This is a genomic window from Pseudomonas sp. NPDC098747 (assembly GCF_044760045.1).
Lineage (GTDB): Bacteria > Pseudomonadota > Gammaproteobacteria > Pseudomonadales > Pseudomonadaceae > Aquipseudomonas.
The window spans coordinates 34,843-51,882 of the sequence record NZ_JBIWAL010000030.1 but is presented as its reverse complement, the minus strand read 5'-3'; the positions used below and the strand labels follow the sequence as shown (position 1 = coordinate 51,882).

At 60.9% G+C, this 17,040-nt stretch carries 16 protein-coding genes; 11 read left to right on the top strand and 5 right to left on the bottom strand.

Annotated elements, in window-relative coordinates; all coding sequences use genetic code 11:
• Positions 1–27: 27 nt before the first annotated feature.
• Entirely contained in the window at positions 28–2,025 is a 1,998-nt protein-coding gene (locus tag ACIQVE_RS18475; protein ID WP_402810782.1) for a pilus assembly protein TadG-related protein, read from the top strand.
• On the opposite strand, the gene ACIQVE_RS18470 is transcribed toward ACIQVE_RS18475, so the two are convergent.
• Positions 2,022–4,757, bottom strand: a complete 2,736-nt coding sequence (locus ACIQVE_RS18470) for a PAS domain-containing protein (protein WP_402810780.1) — start codon at positions 4,755–4,757, stop codon at positions 2,022–2,024. The genes ACIQVE_RS18475 and ACIQVE_RS18470 overlap by 4 nt on opposite strands.
• The gene (locus tag ACIQVE_RS18465; protein WP_402810779.1) at positions 4,754–5,194 is read right to left on the bottom strand and encodes a TadE/TadG family type IV pilus assembly protein; all 441 of its coding nucleotides are present in this window, start codon (positions 5,192–5,194) and stop codon (positions 4,754–4,756) included. Before ACIQVE_RS18465 ends, ACIQVE_RS18470 begins: the two co-directional genes overlap by 4 nt.
• A 75-nt stretch (positions 5,195–5,269) precedes the next feature.
• Here ACIQVE_RS18465 and ACIQVE_RS18460 point away from each other — a divergent pair, with 75 nt between their 5' ends.
• Positions 5,270–5,740 carry a prepilin peptidase gene (locus tag ACIQVE_RS18460; RefSeq protein ID WP_402810777.1) on the top strand — a complete coding sequence of 157 codons (471 nt, stop codon included), beginning with the start codon at positions 5,270–5,272 and terminating at the stop codon, positions 5,738–5,740.
• A 124-nt stretch (positions 5,741–5,864) separates the two neighbouring features.
• Positions 5,865–6,638, top strand: a complete 774-nt coding sequence (locus ACIQVE_RS18455) for a response regulator transcription factor (protein ID WP_402810775.1) — start codon at positions 5,865–5,867, stop codon at positions 6,636–6,638.
• Between the two features lie 52 nt (positions 6,639–6,690).
• Here the strand turns inward: ACIQVE_RS18455 and ACIQVE_RS18450 are convergent, their stop codons facing one another.
• Together ACIQVE_RS18450 and ACIQVE_RS18445 are read right to left on the bottom strand one after the other, a co-directional pair.
• Positions 6,691–7,098, bottom strand: coding sequence for a response regulator (locus tag ACIQVE_RS18450; RefSeq protein ID WP_402810773.1), 408 nt, complete (start codon positions 7,096–7,098; stop codon positions 6,691–6,693).
• A gap of 71 nt (positions 7,099–7,169) precedes the next feature.
• On the bottom strand, positions 7,170–7,379 hold the full coding sequence (locus tag ACIQVE_RS18445) for a Flp family type IVb pilin (RefSeq protein ID WP_402810771.1): 210 nt from the start codon (positions 7,377–7,379) through the stop codon (positions 7,170–7,172).
• 336 nt (positions 7,380–7,715) lie between these two features.
• Here ACIQVE_RS18445 and cpaB point away from each other — a divergent pair, with 336 nt between their 5' ends.
• The 8 genes from cpaB to ACIQVE_RS18405 are packed head-to-tail and all read left to right on the top strand — an operon-like array spanning position 7,716 to position 15,156.
• On the top strand, positions 7,716–8,666 hold the full coding sequence (gene cpaB, locus ACIQVE_RS18440) for a Flp pilus assembly protein CpaB (protein WP_402810769.1): 951 nt from the start codon (positions 7,716–7,718) through the stop codon (positions 8,664–8,666).
• A gap of 21 nt (positions 8,667–8,687) precedes the next feature.
• On the top strand, positions 8,688–9,935 hold the full coding sequence (locus ACIQVE_RS18435; RefSeq protein ID WP_402810767.1) for a type II and III secretion system protein family protein: 1,248 nt from the start codon (positions 8,688–8,690) through the stop codon (positions 9,933–9,935).
• A complete protein-coding gene (locus ACIQVE_RS18430; protein ID WP_402810766.1) occupies positions 9,932–11,122 on the top strand; it encodes a CpaE family protein in 1,191 nt (396 codons plus the stop codon). Before ACIQVE_RS18435 ends, ACIQVE_RS18430 begins: the two co-directional genes overlap by 4 nt.
• Positions 11,119–12,390, top strand: a complete 1,272-nt coding sequence (locus ACIQVE_RS18425; RefSeq protein WP_402810764.1) for a CpaF family protein — start codon at positions 11,119–11,121, stop codon at positions 12,388–12,390. Before ACIQVE_RS18430 ends, ACIQVE_RS18425 begins: the two co-directional genes overlap by 4 nt.
• An 11-nt stretch (positions 12,391–12,401) precedes the next feature.
• Positions 12,402–13,286 (top strand): type II secretion system F family protein, encoded by an 885-nt coding sequence (locus ACIQVE_RS18420; RefSeq protein WP_402810763.1) that lies wholly within the window; start codon positions 12,402–12,404, stop codon positions 13,284–13,286.
• Positions 13,283–14,173, top strand: coding sequence for a type II secretion system F family protein (locus ACIQVE_RS18415; RefSeq protein WP_402810762.1), 891 nt, complete (start codon positions 13,283–13,285; stop codon positions 14,171–14,173). Before ACIQVE_RS18420 ends, ACIQVE_RS18415 begins: the two co-directional genes overlap by 4 nt.
• Before the next feature lie 10 nt (positions 14,174–14,183).
• A complete protein-coding gene (locus tag ACIQVE_RS18410; protein ID WP_402810760.1) occupies positions 14,184–14,873 on the top strand; it encodes a hypothetical protein in 690 nt (229 codons plus the stop codon).
• A gap of 10 nt (positions 14,874–14,883) precedes the next feature.
• The gene (locus ACIQVE_RS18405) at positions 14,884–15,156 is read left to right on the top strand and encodes a DUF3613 domain-containing protein (RefSeq protein ID WP_402810758.1); all 273 of its coding nucleotides are present in this window, start codon (positions 14,884–14,886) and stop codon (positions 15,154–15,156) included.
• A gap of 148 nt (positions 15,157–15,304) precedes the next feature.
• On the opposite strand, the gene ACIQVE_RS18400 is transcribed toward ACIQVE_RS18405, so the two are convergent.
• Positions 15,305–16,975, bottom strand: coding sequence for a ShlB/FhaC/HecB family hemolysin secretion/activation protein (locus ACIQVE_RS18400; protein ID WP_402810756.1), 1,671 nt, complete (start codon positions 16,973–16,975; stop codon positions 15,305–15,307).
• Positions 16,976–17,040 lie beyond the last annotated feature (65 nt).

Below are 17,040 nucleotides of genomic sequence, written 5' to 3'. Positions count from 1 at the left end.
GGCAGTGCGCCGGCAAAGGAGTGCGCCATGTCGTCTCGTTCGCAATTCAACGGTCCGGCCCAGCAACGCGGGGCGATCGGCTTGACGGCAGCGCTGACCCTCGGTCTTGCGGTGTTGATGATGTTGCTGGTGGTCGATACCGGCCGCTTGTACATGGAGCAGCGCAAACTGCAGCGCGTGGTGGATAACGCCGCCCTGGAGGCGGTCAGTCGCGGTGGCCATTGCCTGTCCGGGCTGACGGCGGCCACTTACGCCGGGCAAAGCGCCGTGCGCAATGGATACTCCGTCGATACCACCAATACCCTTGCGACCAGCTGTGGCACTTTGCTGACCGGCGCCGACGGGATGCGCACGTTCACCGCTGATGCGACTCAGTCGGCAGCGGTCAAAGTCGCGGCCAGTCGCACGGTGACCACCAGTTTCTCCAGTGGTGTGTACGCGTTGTTCTCGGGGGCATCGGTCAGCCGGAACACCACGTTGAATGCTTCCGCCGTAGCCGCAAAACCGCAGCCCCCGGTCGCCCAACTGAACATTCGCAGCACCTTGGCAAGCATAGATACCGCTCAGTCGAACATCCTCAATCCGCTGTTTTCCGGGCTGCTTGGTGGCAACGTCAATCTCACTGCGCTGGGCTGGGATGGCCTGCTGAAAACTGATATCAACCTGCTCAAATACCTCGATCAACTGGCGATTAATCTGAATGTCGCGGCCGGTAACTACACCCAATTGCTCAACACTCAAGCCTCGGTCACGCAACTGATTCAAGCCGCCGCGACAGTGGCGCAACTCAATGGCGCGACCGCCGAAGTAATCACCGCGCTCGGTGCACTGCAAGTGGCAGCAATCAACGCGGCGCCGGTCAAACTTGGCGAGATTCTGCAATTGCAGACCGGCACCAAAGCGGCTGGGCTGGATGCCAATCTGCAACTGCTGCAACTGATTCAGGGCGTGGTGCAACTGGCCAACAGCAAGAGCGCGGTAGCGGCGACGTTGCCGATCAATGTGCTGGGGTTGGCGAACGTTACGGTGCGGGTGAAAGTGATCGAGCCACCGCAATTCTCGGCGATCGGCGACCCGGCACGAGCCAAGGCCAACCCGCTGGGGCCGGACCGGATTTTTGTGCGTACGGCGCAGATTCGCACGATGTTGTCAGTCAATTTGCCGGTGCTGTCCGGGGTGACAGGGCTGACCAATGCGGTGTTGGGATTGGTGGGCACATTGACCCCGACCCTGAATGCGCTGTTGAGCCTGAATCTGGTGGAGACGCTCAACTCCGTGTTTTGTTTGCTGGGCGCTGGTTGCGAACAGCTTGATCCGAAATTACTGCCGTCCCCGCAAATCGATATTGCACTCGATGCCGGCGGCGCGAAGAGTTATGTCACCGATTACAGTTGCCCGACCGGCAGCACGGGTACGAAAAGCCTGACCGCCCACACCATTACGTCTATCGCCGATCTCAAACTCGGCAAAATCGACCCGACCAACGCTTTCTCGTCGGTCGCCGAGCCGACGGTCACGCCGCTGCCCCTGATTGATCTTGGCATTGTTACGTGTCACAAGATTCTTGGTATCGGCACGTGCAATCCCGCAACCCGAGTGCAATACGGCGCCGGAGGAATCGGGATCAAGCTTGATACCAGCGTTGCGCAAAACACGCAGGATCTGCTGTTGTCCAGTAGCACGCCGTTCGCCACCCCGGCCAACCTCAAATTGCCGCCGAGCATTCAGTCAGCGGCACCGACCACCAATATTGTCACAAGCTTGTCGAGTACCTTGGCGGGTATCAACCTGATCGTCTACAGACCGATAGGTAGCAATCCGCTAGGCGCCATCGTAACGGGTGTGGCGTCTTTGATCAGCGATGTCACCAATCGCCTGTTGCCCGTGGTGACCGGGTTGATCTCGCCATTGCTCGACCCACTGCTCAACAACCTGCTCAACAGTCTGGGCATCAACCTGATGGCCGTCGACGTCGGCGCCAACATGACCTGCGGGCAGACTGGCAGAGCCTATCTGGTGATTTAATCGCCGCGCGCAATCGGCAATTCGATACAGAAACGCGCACCTTGTTCACCATTGCGCACGCTCAGGCGTCCGCCCATGTTCTCGATGATGCCGTAACTCACCGACAAGCCCAGACCGGTGCCAACACCGACCGGTTTGGTGGTGAAAAACGGTTCGAAAATACGTTCCAGCAGGCGCGGATCTATGCCGCCGCCGTTGTCCTCGACCCACAGCCGCACGACATACTCGTCGCACTCGGCATACACGGCGATCCACGGCTGGAAGTCGCGATTGGCTTCACGCTTGCCGAGCAGGGCGTCGCGGGCATTGACCATCAGGTTGATCAGCACTTGCTCAAGCTGATCGACGTAACCGCGCACCTCGACCTGGAAGCCAGCCTCCTCGATACGCAACTCGACGCCTTTGCCGCGCAGGCCTTCCGACAAAAGCGCCAGCGTGCCTTCAATGGCGTCGAGGGGGTTGAAGGGGTGTTGTTCGATTTCCGAGCGGCGTCCGAATACGCGCATGTGATCCACTACTCGCGCTGCGCGTTGCACCTGAGCGTCGATGCGATTGAGCTTGTCGGTCAGATAGTCGATCTGCACATCGCCGTTGCTCAAGCGCTTGAGCACATTGACGATGGCCATGCGCATCACGTTCAGCGGCTGATTGATTTCGTGGGCCAGGCCGGTGGCCATTTCGCCGAGGGTGGCCATTTTTGCGCTTTGTGTGAGCTGCTGCTGCGAGCGACGCACCTCGGTGTTGTCGCGGCCGACTGCCTGCACCTCGACCAGTTGCCCGAGTTCATCGAACACGCCACGATCCGACCAGACCCACCACGCATGCTCGCGACCGGGCAGGCGCAGATTGATTTCGGCGGTGCTCACCGGCAGTTCCGGGGTCAATTGCGCCAGGCGCTGAACAAAGGCTTGGCGTTGTTCGTCGGACATCCAACTGCCCAGATTCACCCCGGGCAATTGCTCTGGCGCGCACTCCAGATAAGTCGCCAACGGCCGGTTGCCGAAAGTCAGCGTCAGGTCCGGGCGGTAGCGGCAAATCATCGCGGGCGAATCTTCGACCAGAATCCGGTAACGCTCTTCGCTGGCCTTGACCTGCTCGGCGGCGAGGGTCGCTTCGGTGACGTCCAGCCACAGGCCCACCGCTTCAACGGGCAGACCGAGATCGTCGCGCAGCAGTTTGGCTTCATCGAGCAGCCAGTGCGCCTGGCCCTGACGGTCGAGCACCCGATAACGAGCGCTCACCGAGCCCTCGCGCAACAGCTGGCGAGTGCGCTCGAAATAACGCGAACGGTCTTCGGGATGGACGTGCTCCACCAGTCGACCGTCGGCGCAGTCAGCCAGATTCCAACCGAGCAAGGGTTGCAGGCTGGCGCTGAAAAACGTCGGTTGCAGCGCCCCTTCGACGTAGCGCTGCACGTAGATCACCGCGGGTGAACTGGCGATCAGGTTGTCCAGTCGCGCATGGGCGGCGGCGGCCTGCTGCTGTTGATTCTTGATGTCGCTGATGTCGAGCATGAACCCTACCAGCCGGCGCTCGGCGCCGATGCCCAGCGACCGGCCTTGCAGGCGATACCACAGCGGTAACGATTGATCGCTTGTTTGCAGGCGCACGCACAATTCCAGCGGCGTGCCGTCATCCTGCAGGGCTTGCAAATGGCTGCGCAGCTCATCGCGGTCGGCGGGATGCACGTGGCTGAACCAGTCCTCAATCGAGATCCGCTCGGCCTGCAAGCCGAGGTTCGCCGCCAGTGCTGGCGCCAGTTGCACTTCGGCGCTGGCGCTGCTGACTTCCCACCAACCAGTGCCGAGCAGCGCCTGGAGGATTTCCAGACGTTCCAGTTGTTGATGATGGCGATGCTCGCGAAGACGCTCCAGCAACGGCGCGGCCACGGCGGCGGCCAACAGCAGCCAGTCGTGATCAGTGAGGTCGGGCGCCTGTTGCGGCGCGTTATAGCTTGCGAACAACAGCCACGCGGCCACGCCCTGAGCGTCGCGGTAGGGCACGGCAAAACCTTCGTTCGGGCCGAGCAGCGCACTCAAGCGCGGCTGCTCGCTCGCCAGCAAACGTTGCGGCAAAGCGCCGTTGAGGCTGTCGAGGCCAGTGCCTAGGCGCTGCTGATCACGCCACACCTGCGGAGCATTGGGCGCCGCATAGTGCTGATGAATCAGCCAGCCTTGGCCCTGCTCATCGAGCAGGGCCACCGCCAGGCTGGGAATGTGCAAGTGCTGACCCAAGCGTTGCAACTGCTCGCTCAGCACCTGCGGAAGGCGGGCGAGGCTGCCCATGCGTAATTGATCGCGAATCTGTGTGGCCAGCCATTGGCACTGTTCACGGCTGCGCGCCTGTTGCCGTTCGCTGAGCAGATCTGCGATGTCCAGCAATTGCAGAAGCCAGCCGTCACCTTGCGCCTGTACCCAGCCGCGCAAATGCAACGGCGGGCCAGCGAGGCTGAAAAAATCCAGGTCGAGCAGTTGTCCTTGCCAGTCGGCCGGTCGCCCCTCCACCGCAAGGCTGCTGTGCGGCAGTAAATATTCCAGCAGTGGCGCGGTATGGCTGCTGGGCCTTTGTTGCGCGAGCAGATGGCGCAACGGCCCGCTCAAATGATTGACGTGGCCCTCGTCATCCAGATACAGCTGCAAGCCGACGCTTGGCACCACTGCAATGTCCAGAGACTGAGGGGGGCCGGGTTGTCGATTGAGCAGGCGGGCGAACAGCTTGTCACCAGTACTCAAAATTGCAGGCTCGACGAGGCGCTCAGTGTCGCTGGCAGGCGCGGGACCGAACCGATCCCCGGCAGCACCAGAAACGGCAGCGCCTGATTCAATTTGCTGGTGGGATAGTTGATGGTCACAGTCAGCACGCCACCGACATAAGTGATGGTGCTGTCTGAGGTGGCGTTGAAGTTCAAGGCGCCGGGTAGCCAGGCCAACTGTCGGGCTAGTTCGGTTCTGGCGGTGGTGGTGACAACCGTGGGGTAATTGGCAGTGGCCGGATCAAGCGCCACGCTGCGCCGCACAGCCTCGGCCGTCGACTCGTTGAACGACTGCATCAGCAACAGCGGCAAGCTGTAGCTGACCAGGCCATAAAACACAGCAAAAAAGATGATGAAGACCAAGGCGAATTCGATGGCAACGGCGCCTTTCTGCTTACGGGGGAGGCCGGATTTCATGACTGCGTCTACCCTGACATTCACTACGTAGTATCAGCATAGAATCATTCGGCCAAAACGGACGTTTTTTACCGCATGCACAGCTTTGTTCTACTGATCTGGCTGGCGCTATGCGCGGCGCAGGACGCCCGGCAACGGCATATTGGCAACGTCCTGACCCTGGGTGTCGGCAGCCTCGCTGCGGGGTACTTGCTGGTGACCGGCCACACTTGGCTCGGTGCCGAAGCGTCGCAGGGTGGCTGGTCGGTATTGCTGGCGCTGGCGCTCACTCTCCCCGGTTATATCTTGAAACGTTTTGGCGCAGGCGATGTGAAACTAATGACAGCCTTGGCCCTTGCGACAGACGGTGCACACTTGCTCGGCGCGTTTATCGGTGCGGCGCTGACAAGTGCCCTGTGGATACTGCTGGTGCCAAAACTCTGGCTGCATATGAGTCAAGGGCTTAGAGATCATCTTCGATATATGAGCCCTGAAATGTCAAAAAAGCTGCCATTTGCACCGTTCGTGTTGGCAGGAACAATCCTGACGTTGCTCTGGATCCATTAGTCGCCGCTTGCCACTACTGCTATGTACATAGTCAGAAAGTGCGTCTACTTTCAAATCAACGCTGTACAGCATTGCGCTGTAAGTACAGGAACGGTCAGCCTTTGGCCTGGGCATGGAGTGGCGAGTGAACAAGCTTACGTCTGCAATAAAGGTTCTGGTGGTCGACGATCAACCGCTGATTGTCGAAGAACTCTGCGAGTTCCTCGAGAGCAGCGGCTACCGTTGTGTGCCTTGCGAATCGAGCAGGCAGGCGATTGAGCAGTTCATTGAAGACCCTGCCATCGGCCTGGTGTTGTGCGACCTGCATATGCCGGACATGGACGGCATTGAACTGGTGCAGGAGCTGCAACGGTTGTCGGGCAAGCATCGAGCTTTCGAAGCCATCATGCTTACCGGTCGTGCCGACAAGCAGGACGTGATCAAGGCACTGCGCGCCGGGATTGCCGACTACTACCAGAAACCGATTGATCTGGACGAACTGCTCGAAGGTCTGCAACGCCAGGAAGTTGCACTGCAAGAGCGGCAGAAAACCTTACAGTTGGGCCATCTGAATCAGAAGCTGCAATACCTTTCCGAGTCGATCGACGACCTTTACCAGGACCTCGACAAAGTCCGCCGCGGCCCTGGGCCTGTGAGTAACGAAGCGTCGGGTGATGTGGAAGGGCTGGAAATACCGGCGATTTTCAATCAGCTGTCGCCACGTCAGCTCGATGTTGCGCGGTTGGTAGGCAAAGGCCAGACCAACTATCAGATCGCGTGTGAGTTGGGGATTACCGAGAACACGGTAAAACTCTACGTCTCGCAAGTGCTGCGCCTGACGCATATGCACAACCGCACCCAGTTGGCTTTGGCGTTGTCACCGAGCAACTCGGGACGTCAACGCGTGACCGCGCACTGACCTCTGCCGACCCTGCCAATGCGCGGGGTCACACACCTTTTCCGCCAACAACTCAACCGATAGAAGCCTTGGACTTGGGAAACAGGTTGTCGAGGGTTTCCAACAGGCGCACGTGATAAATCGGTTTACGGAACAGATCCAGCACCTGTAAGCGCAGCATGTCGCTGACATCCTCCATGTCCGCATGCCCGGACGTGACGATCACCGGCAAATGCTGACGCGAGGTGTGTTCACGCAGTCGCTTGATCAGCGACATTCCGCTTTCTTCCGGCATGCGCAGATCAGTGATCACCAGTGCGATATCGGGATGGCAGGTGAGGTGGTGCAGGGCGAGTTTCACCGACGTTGCGGTATGACAGGTGAAGCCTTCGCCCTCCAGCAACTCCGCAAGCTCCAGCAGTGCGTCCTCTTCATCGTCGACGAGGAGCAACTGCTGGCGTGGAGTGTGTGAAGAGTTCATAGGCAACACCTGCAATGGACTGAGTGCTGACGGTAGAACCCAATGGCCGCATTGACAAGTTATCGGTTCGATCAAGGGGTTGGGGTCAACGCAGTCTGGATCGCGTTCAGGATCGCGGTCACCTGAGTGCCGATACCGCCACCGAACGCAGCAATCACCAGCGCCACCAGACCAACCACCAGCGCATATTCGATGGCCGAGGCACCCTCGGTGTCTTTGGCCAGGCCTTTGAAGAAAGTGATCTGCGATTTGATTTTTGCAACAGCGCGGGAATACGACATGAAGATTCTCCTTGAGCACGCCAGGTGTTGCGCGTTCGCAACATGATTTCCCTGTGCCAGCATCAGCATTGTCGGCATTTCCCGCCCCAACAACTGTAAGAACGAATTAACGCTTTAGTAGTAGTGCGCCGTTTTACGGCACAAAACGACGTTTGGCGCTTTAGCCCTCTGATTTTCGCGGATATTTGAGTGTGTTTAATGGCGTTTTGTTCGCGCTGCGCTACCGTCAAATAGCGAAATAGTTACTTGTTCATAGCTGCCTGAACGCGAATTTGTCTCGATGGAAGTCACGGGTCATTGCAAAAGACACAACGCAGCAGGAAAGGGAGAGCCGTCATGAACAGTCGTGTCACTTTGGGTCTGGCCGGATTGCTTCTGCTGGGTGCCATCATCGCCGGATACTGGGGGCTGACTTTAAGCCGTCAACCGGCCGTCGAACCGGTCGCAGCGCCCGCTGCTGTCGCTGTCGTATCACCGAACGCCGCGCCAGCGCCAGCGGTTGAAGACCCGACCCGCCAACCCGTGGTGGTGCTGCTACGCGATATCGCGCCGTTCGTGAAAATCACCGCCGCCGACGTCGCAGTGGAAAAACTGCGCACTGCCCCCGCCGGCAGCCTTGGCACTGTTGAGCAAGTTGTTGGCCGCACGCCGTGGCGCCCCCTGAGCGCTGGCACTTGGTTGACTGAAGAAAGCTTCGAAGCGGGCAGTCAACTGGCACGAATGATCCGCCCCGGTGAACGCGCATTGGCCGTGGCGGTGGATGAAGTGATTAACGCCGGTGGGCAATTGGCGCCCGGTGATTACGTCGATGTGCTGCTGTTTCTGCGCAAGGACGAAAACCACTCGCAGGCGTCGGCGCAACTGGTGGTGCCAGCGGTGCGCGTGCTGGTCGTCGGCAGTCAGATGGGCCTGACCAACGAGGGTCAACCCGCCAGCCCCGCGCGCACCGACGAAGAACGACTGAAACAGGAACAACAACGTATGGCCGCGCGCAGCGTGGTGCTCGCCGTGCCGGAACCGTTGCTCAGCCGTTTGATGCTGGCGTCGGGCGCCGGTGTCTTGCGCCTCGCGGTGCGCAGCGCCGATGAACAGCAACTGGCGAAATACTGGGCCGGCGAAAACGATGTGGCGACCCGGCTCGATACACCGCGCCGGGGCTTGCTTGAATTCAGTCAATTGTCCCTGACACCCGCGCCCAGGCCACTCGCGGTGGCGGGCCAAACGGTTGCGCGAAAACCTGCCGTGGAAGTCATTCGCGGTGCCGAAGCCGCTCAACCCACTCCCTGATCAGAGCAAGGACGCCTTTACATGCGCAAATGCTTTACGCCCCTGTTCAACGGCTTGTTACGCGCCTCGCTGCTGAGCGTTGCCTCGATCGGCACTGCCGTCGCTGCGGCCGGCAACTGCGCCGCGCTCGGTCCGTTGCCAGCAACGCTGGAAGTCGGCGAAGGCCTGCAACAGGCGCTGCAATCCCCCGTGCCAATCACTCGGGTGGCGGTGGGCGACCCGAAAATCGCCGATGTGCGCGTGACCGGCGATCAAGGCGTGTTGCTCACCGGCGTCGCGCCCGGCGCCACCACGTTGATGATCTGGAGTGCCTGCGCAAGCGCGCCGCGCCAGAGCATGGTGTTCGTGCAGGGCAAGGCGAGCGCGGCGATGACCGCTGTTGCACTGCCGGCCGATGACCCGAATCTTCCCTCTCAAGTGCAAACTGACATCCGTTTTGTCGAAGTCAGCCGCACCAAACTGAAAGAGGCCGGCACGTCGATCTACGGTAAAGGCTCCAACAACTTCCTGTTCGGCGGTCCGGGCACGGTGCCAGGCACCGGAGTCAGGCCGGGTACGGTGCCGATCATTGGACCGAGCATTCCGTTGGTCAACGATGCGTTCAACATTGTCTGGGGCGGTGGCAGCAGCAAATTCCTTGGCATCGTCAATGCGCTGGAGGGCAGCGGTTTCGCCTACACCCTGGCGCGGCCAAGTCTGGTGGCGTTGAGCGGGCAGAGCGCGAGCTTCCTTGCGGGCGGTGAAATTCCGATCCCGGTGCCGAGCGCCAACAGCAACAGCTACTCCATCGAATACAAGGAATTCGGTATCCGCCTGACGCTGACCCCGACCGTGGTCAGCAACAACCGCATCGCCCTCAAAGTCGCCCCGGAAGTCAGCGAGCTGGACTACAACAATGGCGTGACCATCGGCGGCACCACCGTGCCGGCATTCACCATCCGCCGCACCGACACCAGCATCTCTCTGGCCGACGGAGAAAGCTTTGTGATCAGCGGTTTGATCAGCACGCGCAACGCCTCTGAAGTGAACAAGTTTCCTGGCCTGGGCGACATCCCGATCATCGGCGCATTTTTCCGCAACTCTTCGATCAACCGTGAAGAGCGCGAGTTGCTGATGATCGTCACTCCGCACTTGGTGCAGCCACTGGCCGCCAATGCGCCGCTGCCTTCGCTGCCGGGGGAAAAACTGCGCAACTACGACCCGAATTGGTATCGCCTGTATTTCCTCGAAAACGGCAACTTCGATAAACGCAGCGGGTTATCGCAATGAGCCAGAGCCTGAGTCAGACCTTCCTCGCCATCACCCGCAACGACACCGATCTTGAGTGGCTGCAAGGCGCGCTGGCGCCACTCGGTCAGGTGGTCAGTGCCGGTGGCGGCAGTCTTGACGAGTTGCTGGCGCTAGTCGATGTGACCTTCGCCAGCTTGGTGTTCGTGGGGCTTGACCGCGATCATCTGGTGGCGCAAAGCGCCTTGATCGAAGGGGTGCTGGAAGCCAAGCCGATGCTCGCCATCGTCGCCCTCGGTGACGGCATGGACAATCAGTTGGTGCTCAACGCAATGCGCGCCGGCGCGCGGGATTTTGTCGCCTACGGTTCGCGCTCCAGTGAAGTCGCAGGCCTGGTTCGACGCCTGAGCAAACGTCTGCCAGCGGTGACACCGAGCACTCAACTCGGTGGGTTGACCGTGCTCTACGGCGTACAAAGCAACGCCGACGGCGCACTGCTCGCCAACCACATGGCGCTGGTGGTGCAGAAGAGCGGTCAGCAAACCCTGTTGCTCGATCTGGGCCTGCCGCGCGGTGACAGCCTGGCCTTGCTCGGGCTTGAGAGTTCGTTTCATTTCGGCGATGCATTGAGGCACTTGCGGCGGCTCGACACGACCCTGATCGACAGCGCCTTCACCAGCGCCGAAGCTGGCCTGCGCATTCTCGCTTACGCCAGTAATGACGAGCCGCTGGAGCGCACCAGCGCCGCTGAGTTGTATATGCTGCTCAGCGCCCTGCGCCAACACTTCCAGCACATCGTCGTCAACCTGACCGGCCAGCCCGACAGCGAAGCGCTGCGCACGTTCGTCAGCCATTGCGACAAGTTGTTGTGGTACACCGATCAGAACGTCCTCGACTGTCGGCGCAACCTAGCGGTGCTCAATCTGTGGCGCGAAAAAGGCATGAAACTCGACCACGGCCGGCTGCTGGTGGATCGCTACTTGCGCAACGTCGCACCGGATTCCGAAACCCTCGGCAAGACCTTCGGCCTGGAAGTGATCGCGGTGCTGGCCTACAGCCCGGAGATCCGTCTCAACGCAAAAAACCAGGGCGTCAGCCTGTTCGAACTGGCCCCGCGTGAAGCCATCAGCCAGAGCCTGCGTACCCTCGGCGAACGCCTGGCGAAACGCTCCGAAGGCCTGGCCAAACCCAAGTCGAGCTGGTTCGACCGGTTGCGAGGTACCTCATGAACGGCGAACCACTGTTCGGCGGGTCGCAGCGCCCCGCCACCGGCAACACCGACCATGACGGCCTGAAACTGGTGCTGCACCGCTACATCATCGACGCCATCGAAGAGTCGGGGAAAAACCTGCTGGAGGGCTCGCGGCAGGTGCTCTCGCAGTTCGTTATCGACAAGGTTGCCGAATACATCGCGCGTTTGCACTTGGCGATTTCCCGTTATGAGATGGAGCGCCTGGCTGAAGAAATCGTCGATGAGCTGACCGGTTTCGGTCCGCTGGAGGTATTGCTGCGCGACAGCGCGGTGACCGAGATTCTGGTCAACGGCCCGCACCGGGTGTTCATCGAACGCGACGGCGTGCTGCACCTGAGCGACCTGCGCTTTATTGATGCACACCACGTTGAACGGGTGATGCAACGCATTCTCGCGCCACTCGGTCGGCGTCTCGATGAGTCGTCGCCGATGGTCGATGCGCGGCTGCCCGATGGCAGCCGGGTCAACGCCATCATCCCGCCGATCGCCCTCGACGGCCCGTGCCTGTCGATCCGCAAATTTCGCAAGGACATGCTCAAGAGCACTGACCTGATGGCCATGCAAACCATCGATCAGGCGATCTTCGACTTCATCCAGGAGGCGGTGGGCAAGCGCTGCAACATCCTCATCAGCGGCGGTACTGGCACCGGCAAAACCACCTTGCTGAACATCCTCAGCCAGTTGATCAATCCCAACGAACGTCTGGTGACCATCGAAGACGTTGCCGAATTGCAGCTCGGCCATCCCCACGTCGTGCGCCTGGAAACCCGACCACCAAACGCCGAAGGCCATGGCGAGGTGAAAGCCAGCGACCTGATCCGCAACGCCCTGCGCATGCGTCCCGACCGGATCATCCTCGGCGAGATTCGCGGTGTTGAAGTGGTCGACGTGCTGACGGCGATGAACACCGGTCACGACGGCTCGATGAGCACCGTGCACGCCAACAATGCCCAGGATGCCTTGCTGCGTCTGGAAACCCTGGTCGGCCTGACCGGGCGCACCATCGCCGAACGCACCCTGCGCCAGATGATTTGCGCCGCGCTGGATGTGGTGATTCAACTGACGCGCATGCCCGACGGCCGTCGCTGTGTCAGCGAGGTGGTGGAAGTGGTCGGCGTGCGCGATGACGTCTACGTCACCAATACGCTGTTCCGTCTCGACCGCCGCACCGGTTTCGGCTTCATGCGCGAGGCGGTCAACCCGGCTGGCGACAAGTTGCGCCGCGAACCGTTGCTCGCGCACTGAGGGCCCACAGCATGCTTAAACCGCTGTTGCTGATCGTGATTTGCCTGACCTTGCTGGGGTTGTCGCTGCGGCTGTTCTACAGCGGCTGGCGTCAGGGCGGGACCGAGCGGGTGCTTGATCGGCTTAATCAGGGACAACCGCAATTAGCGCTGGAGGCGCCGCGTTGGGTGGGGCTCGAACGCGCGTTTCTGCGTGCGGGGCTGGGCCGGCCGACCGAGCGTATCGGCCTCTGGTTGCTGCTGTGGTCCTTCGCGATGCTCATCGGTTTTGCCTTGGCGGGACTGATCGGCTTGCTGGTGTTGTTCGTGGTGCCGCCGCTTGCCCTGCGCGGGTATGTCAGTTGGCGATATCAACGTCGGCTGCGGCGAATGATTGAACAACTGCCGCAACTGCTCGACCACACCGTGCGCAGCCTGAAGTCGGGGCGCACCCTCGCCGATGCGGTGCTCGGTGCCATCGAGGCCAGTGAACTTCCGCTCAAGGACGCCATGGGCCGGGTTCAGCGCAACGTGCAGTTGGGCGTGAGCCTGCCGGATGCGGTGTCGGACATGGCAGAGCTTTACGAGCGCGATGAGTTTCGTCTGTTCGCCCTCGGCCTCAAGGTCAATCATCGTTATGGCGGCAACGCCAGCGAGCTGCTGGAAAACCTGATCAAGATGATCCGCGAGCGCGATCAGGCCGCGCGCCAATTGCGCGCGATGACCGGCGAAACCCGCCTCACTGCGTGGGTGCTGGGCCTGCTGCCGATTACCATGGCCGGGTATTTCCTGATGGCCAATCCGGTTTATCTGGTCGCCATGTGGCACGACCCCTCCGGGCAGCGGATGCTGGCCACGGCGTTCGGCATGCAGGTGATCGGCAGTCTGTTGCTCTGGCGGATGTTGCGCAGCCTATGACGACGCCACTGATGATCAGCGCCTCGCTCTTGCTTGGCGCCGCGCTGTTGCTGCTTTTCAGCCTGCTGGACCAGCGCCGCCGCAGCCAGCAGATCAGCCGTCGGCTGGAGGGCGACCTGCTGCGGCAGAATCGCTTCGGCAACCTGCTGCAAGTGCTCGGCGACAGCAAGGTCGGCCAGCGCAGTGTCAAACTCGACAACGAAACCCAGGCCCTGCTCAACCGTCTCGGCTGGCGCAGCGCCCGACAGCGTTCGTTGTTCGCCGCCTGCCAGATCGGCTCGCCGTTGTTGCTGCTGGCCCTGACGGTGCTGCTGCAATCGGTATTTTTCCCGGCCGTGGAAAAACAGTGGATTGCGCCGCTGTTTGCACTTGGCGTCGGCTACCTGTTGCCCAAGCGCTTGTTGGTGATTGCCGTGGCCCGGCGGCAAAAACAACTGGCCAGCGAGATCGGCACGTTCATTCCGCTGCTGCGCATCCTCTTCGAATCCGGCATGGCCGTGGAGCAGGCACTGCGCGTATTGAGTCATGAAGGCCACGCCTTGTTGCCGGTGCTGACCCAGGAACTGCGGCTGGTGTTGAGCCGCGTCGACTCAGGCCTTGAGCTGGGCGAAGAACTGAACAAAGCCACGCAACTGCTGGCGGTCGACGAGTTCACCGACACCTGCGTGATCCTCCAGCAACTGCTGCATCAGGGCGGCGGCGCGATGAAATCGCTGCTGTCGCTCAAGCAACTGCTCGATGATCGGCGCCTGACGCGCCTGCAGGAATACATCTCGAAAATGTCCGCAAAAATGTCCGTCGTGATGATGCTGTTTCTCTTCCCGGCGTTATTGATTGTCCTCGCCGGCCCGGGCTTCACTGCCTTGGCCAAGGCGTTGGGTGCTTGAAGGAGTGGTGATGAAAGCAATGATTGCAGGTGTCTGTTTGCTGATGCTCGGTGGCTGTGCCAACACCGGGCAAAACCCGTGGGAAGCGCTGACCAACAACGCCAGTTGCGCCAAGTTGAGTTCCGACCAACAGCTGTCGCTGAACCTCGCCGACGACATGGCCAAGGACGGCAAACTGCACGCCAGCCTCGCCAACCTGCAAAGCCTGCCGGACAACATCGCTGATGTGCGTTTGCGCAAGGCCAAGGTGTATCGCTTGCTCGGTCGCAGCGAGGCCGAGCCGTTGTATCGCAGCCTGCTCGGTTCGTGTCTGGCTGCCGAGGCGGAACATGGCTTGGGTCAATTGGCAGCGGCCAGGTCCGACTACGGTCAGGCGCAGGCGCATTTGCAACGTGCCGCGCGGTTGGCGCCGACTGACGAAAAAATCCGCAATGATCTCGGTGTGGTTTACCTCAATCAGTTGCGCATTGAAGACGCACGCTTCGAATTCCTCACCGCCATGGAGCTCAAGCAGAGCGACCAATTGGCGGCGCTGAACCTGGTGACGCTGTTGCTGTATCAGAACGACTGGAACCGCGCCGCCGAACTGGTCAGCCGTCTCGGCCTGAGCCCTGCGCAATTCGGCGAAGCCCAGGGCCGCGCGGAAAAACTCAAAGTGCCGAGCCCGGCCACCGCCGCCGTCACGGCGATGCTCAAGTAAGGAGACCGCGATGAAAACCGCTATTTTTTTTGTTGGCCTGCTGGCACTGCCGCTGACCAGCCACGCCATCGACGCCGGCCCTGCCTCGGCCCAGCAACAGGAAACCGAAGGCTGGCTGCTGCTGCAAAGCCGCAATAAAGTGGCCTCGCCGATCGTGCAAACCCAGACGCCGACTGAACGGGAACTGGCCATGCAGCGCTGGCTGAAAAGCTACCTGCATGAGATTCCGCAGTATTTCGATCAGGCCGAGGGCGGGGAGGTCGACAGCGGTTCGGGGGGCTGATCTGTTCCGCAGGTTCACCGCGTCATCGTTCATCGCTGGCAAGCCAGCTCCCACAGGATCCGCGCTTATATGAGACTGGCGCATGATCTGTGGGAGCTGGCTTGCCAGCGATGGCGGTCTGTCAGGCCCGCAAATTGGTCTGTCCCCCCTACAACTGATAACTGAAGCTGACGCTGTACCGCGGCTTGCGATCGAGACTATCGAGCGCTTCATCCGACATCGCCTTCGCCGCCTCCAACGCAATGTTGTAGTACTTGGCGTCGCCGAACCTTAGCCCGATGGCTGCCGATGACAGATTGTTGGCCTGTACCGGCAATTCATTGAACCAGCTGCGCGAACGATCGAGCACCACGTACGGTTGCAGGATTCGAACCCAGTCGCCGTCGCGGTTGAAGCTGTAGTTGACCTCGTAAGCCACCCCCCAACCCTTGTCGCCGGACGCCTGGTCATCGGGATAACCGCGACCGAAATTCTGCCCGCCGAACACGGCGCGCTCGCTGTCGGGCAGGGTGTCGTCGCTCCAGTACAGCGCCGCCGACAGCACGCCTTGCCAGTTATCGAAAAACTTGTCGCTTTGCACGCCGGAGAGCCGGGTGCGGAAGAAGTCCAGGTCGATGTCGTCAAAGTTGGTATGCGCGCCCAGGCTGTCGAAGCCCTGATAGACGCCAGCGCTGAGAATGCGCAACTGGCGGGCATCGGCCTTGCGCCAGTCGCCCTCGAAGGCGAGGGCGCGGACGTCGGTGCGAAACTCCGTGCTGAAGGGAAAGTTGATGCCGTCGTAACGGGTCTTGTCATCGACCGCATACAGGCGCGAGCCGGCAGTCAGCAGTTCGTTGGAGGAGGCAATCAACGGCATGCTGAAACCGATCGAGTAACGGTCGTTCTCGCGGTGGGTATCGAGGCGGCCGCCATTGTTGACCAGCACCTCGGTGCCGGGGTCGGCGCGATAACGCGAGGCAGAAAGATTCAGTTGCGTGCCTTCAGCGTCGAGGAACTGGCTGTAGTCGAGGCGATAGTAACGTTCGTGGTCATCCCCCGGCGGGAACAAGCCGCTGAGGGTCAGTTGCTCACCCATGGAGGTTTGCGAGTTGCTGCTGACGCCGAGCAACGCTTGTGTGCCGTTGCGGTTGTTTTCGGTGGCGCTCAGCGTGCTGGTGAACGGTTTTCGGCTGGCCTCTGCAATCAGCGTCGTGGCGCCGTCGGTGGTCCCGGGCGGCGGCACCTGAGCCTGAATCGTGACGCCGGGTATGCGCGTCATCAACGTGGTGTAGCGCTCGAAGGTTTTGCGGGTCAATGGCCGTTCGGCCTGGATTTTCGCCACCAGTTTATCGAGCAGGCCTTTGACCCGGCCGACATCGCCCTGCATCTGCACATCACGAACGTAGCCTTCGACCAGCACCACTCGCGCCACGCCGTCGTCGAAATTCTGTTGCGGCAGGAAGGCGTAGGACAGCAGATAGCCGTCCTGTTGATAGCGTCGGGTGATGTTGCGCGTGGCTTCGATCAGGTCGGCGAGGCTGGTCTGGTGGCCGATCAGCGGCTTGTAGACTTCGGCCAGTTCGTTGAGCGGATAAATCGTCCCGCCTTCGATCTGCACGGTCCTGAGATTGATCTTGGTCTCCATCAGCAACGGTTGCGCGGTGGCGGCGCCGGGGTCAGGCACTTGCAGCGGCGTGGCGCTGGGGCGATAGGCGTCGGCCGGCAGATTGGGCACGGGCAGGTTGCGGATGGTTTCGTTGCTGTTGAGAAAGCTGGGCAGGGTGTCGGCGAGGGCGGTGGAACTGAGACTGAGGCACAGCAGGGATGCCATAACGCGCATAGGACACTCCATGGTCAGAACACAGCGAAGGGCTGATTTTTCCTAAGAAAAAAGCGGAAGACTCG

Excerpts from the sequence above, each read along its gene's own strand:
- ACIQVE_RS18475 (WP_402810782.1), top strand. The coding sequence starts at position 28 with ATGTCGTCTCGTTCGCAATTCAACGGTCCGGCCCAGCAACGCGGGGCG.
- ACIQVE_RS18465 (WP_402810779.1), bottom strand. The coding sequence starts at position 5,194 with ATGAAATCCGGCCTCCCCCGTAAGCAGAAAGGCGCCGTTGCCATCGAA.
- ACIQVE_RS18460 (WP_402810777.1), top strand. The coding sequence starts at position 5,270 with ATGCACAGCTTTGTTCTACTGATCTGGCTGGCGCTATGCGCGGCGCAG.
- ACIQVE_RS18450 (WP_402810773.1), bottom strand. The coding sequence starts at position 7,098 with ATGAACTCTTCACACACTCCACGCCAGCAGTTGCTCCTCGTCGACGAT.
- ACIQVE_RS18445 (WP_402810771.1), bottom strand. The coding sequence starts at position 7,379 with ATGTCGTATTCCCGCGCTGTTGCAAAAATCAAATCGCAGATCACTTTC.
- cpaB (WP_402810769.1), top strand. The coding sequence starts at position 7,716 with ATGAACAGTCGTGTCACTTTGGGTCTGGCCGGATTGCTTCTGCTGGGT.
- ACIQVE_RS18435 (WP_402810767.1), top strand. The coding sequence starts at position 8,688 with ATGCGCAAATGCTTTACGCCCCTGTTCAACGGCTTGTTACGCGCCTCG.
- ACIQVE_RS18430 (WP_402810766.1), top strand. The coding sequence starts at position 9,932 with ATGAGCCAGAGCCTGAGTCAGACCTTCCTCGCCATCACCCGCAACGAC.
- ACIQVE_RS18425 (WP_402810764.1), top strand. The coding sequence starts at position 11,119 with ATGAACGGCGAACCACTGTTCGGCGGGTCGCAGCGCCCCGCCACCGGC.
- ACIQVE_RS18420 (WP_402810763.1), top strand. The coding sequence starts at position 12,402 with ATGCTTAAACCGCTGTTGCTGATCGTGATTTGCCTGACCTTGCTGGGG.
- ACIQVE_RS18415 (WP_402810762.1), top strand. The coding sequence starts at position 13,283 with ATGACGACGCCACTGATGATCAGCGCCTCGCTCTTGCTTGGCGCCGCG.
- ACIQVE_RS18410 (WP_402810760.1), top strand. The coding sequence starts at position 14,184 with ATGAAAGCAATGATTGCAGGTGTCTGTTTGCTGATGCTCGGTGGCTGT.
- ACIQVE_RS18405 (WP_402810758.1), top strand. The coding sequence starts at position 14,884 with ATGAAAACCGCTATTTTTTTTGTTGGCCTGCTGGCACTGCCGCTGACC.
- ACIQVE_RS18400 (WP_402810756.1), bottom strand. The coding sequence starts at position 16,975 with ATGCGCGTTATGGCATCCCTGCTGTGCCTCAGTCTCAGTTCCACCGCC.